We start from the raw sequence: 1862 nt of genomic DNA, 5'->3' as shown, positions 1-1862 counted from the left end.
CGTTACACGGGGGCATTGAATCTTGCCAAACTGAGTAATCAGACTATCGATGCGCTGGTGAGTGCACAGGAGCTAGAGGCGTTCAAATATTATGGACTGATTTGATCATCAATAGGCTTCCTGCGAAAGTCATTTTTTAAGCAGTTCTATGGGCTAAATTTTGACCGGTGTTGGGTATAAGCACTATACAGGGCAAACTTTAGCAGAAAAATGAAATTGCTCAATTTTTGAATTTCGCAGGAGGTCTAATAATTCAGGTTATCCATTAGACCATGAAATAAATCCCCTTGGTTCTTTATTCCAATTTAAATTACTTTCTATTTGATTTATCAATTCAATGGAATTTAATTGAAGGATATCATCGATTTGATCGCAATTAATACTAAAAATAACAACCCATTTTTCAAGCTCAGTCGTCAAAGCCAGTAGAAACGTTTTTAAATCATTTTTTACTATTTCAATAGTTTTTTCATTAATACTATACTCCCACGCTCTTAGATCTTCACCATAAAAGGAAAGGTAATTCCAATTAAAATACTGTTCTTCTTTAGGTAGAAAATTTACCATGTAACTAGGAATAGGTGTTTTTTTAAAAATCAACTTATTATTTGCTACATATTTAGGAGGATCCTGTGGGAAATATTCTCCTCCCCAGTCTACTAACTCTTCATAGAATGAAAAACTCTTGCCGGAATCCAATGTTGGAATGATTATATCAAAACAAATATCCATTTTTTCTACCACTAACGAACAAAAGTAAGCCCATTGCCACCCTCGCGAATCCAATTGCGCCCATCATAAATAAATTGATGCTGATGCGGGTTACGATGATCCCCTATCCCATGGTTAGACTCATGTACCTCCTCGATAATGCCGCTTTTTATCAAGGAGTACGTATTCCTGCCATTGCTCAGCAGTATGACTAGGTGTTGATGTATTTACCCCCTTATTCCCCTCAACTTACTTCCAGTGTTATTACGCCGCGAACACGGTCTATCTTTGCTGGACGCTATCGATCAAGTCATTCGTAGCTCTTAATTAGGGATTTACTATATAAGTCAGCTTTCATTGGATTCGTGGCATTCAGTATTAACGGACACCTAGCTACCAATATGTTGGGGATCGACCAAATTTATAGGCAGGCACACTATACTCATCTTTAATCTCGTAGGGACATCAAGGTATGATTAGCAAATAAAGGGATTATGGAAAATTATATGTTGAAGGTGAGTTTTTTGGAATTCACTTTTTTCTAAAAAGCATAAATAATCCACCTGTAATCAGAATATAAATAGGCGCTATGATAGCAAAAGCTTGTATTGAGCTTAAGTGATAGTGTTGTTCTAAATAAGATTTAGTAAAAATACCTAATATAGTAATGGGCATCATAATCAATAAATTAGTAAGCGGGGGCATTGGTTTTCCTTAATAGCAGATTTTAATTTTAATCTTTCAAAAATCTTTATTACTAATTTTTAAAAATAGCTATGTAAAATTAACTAGACCATTGGGATAATGTTTATTTTTTTCCAGAGCATACCGTATTTTCACAAAATGCATCTGTTCCAAATGTCAGGCCTAGGACTGCGGCTATTGCTGCTGCAGGAGCACGAATAGGTACTGTAGCGATTGAACCTACAAAACCAACCCCAGCTTTACATCTGCCCATACACTCTTCCTTGGTCTCTACATATCTTTTATCACGAATACCGGCAACACATTTTTATCTTGAGCGTTGGCGTTGTAAGGCCCATTTGCGGCATACAGCACCGCCACCGGCTTAGCCGCATCATCATAGAAATAGGTGGCTTGTGGGACATAGCTGGTGTTGCTGCTTTCTAGCTGTAACAGGCCATCCGTGT

General features: G+C 37.2%; 1 protein-coding gene. It reads right to left on the bottom strand.

The genetic code is table 11. The annotated features are described in order from the left end of the window. Positions 1 to 258 precede the first annotated feature (258 nt). Positions 259 to 732, bottom strand: coding sequence for a hypothetical protein (locus A3IE_RS0119350; protein WP_020397258.1), 474 nt, complete (start codon positions 730 to 732; stop codon positions 259 to 261). Positions 733 to 1862 lie beyond the last annotated feature (1130 nt).

Source organism: Thiolinea disciformis DSM 14473, from assembly GCF_000371925.1.
Lineage (GTDB): Bacteria > Pseudomonadota > Gammaproteobacteria > Thiotrichales > Thiotrichaceae > Thiolinea > Thiolinea disciformis.
Note: the sequence above shows the minus strand (reverse complement) of the source record. Positions and strands in the feature narration are given on the sequence as shown.

Coding starts and splice junctions, on each gene's coding strand:
- A3IE_RS0119350 (WP_020397258.1), bottom strand. CDS start 732: ATGGATATTTGTTTTGATATAATCATTCCAACATTGGATTCCGGCAAG.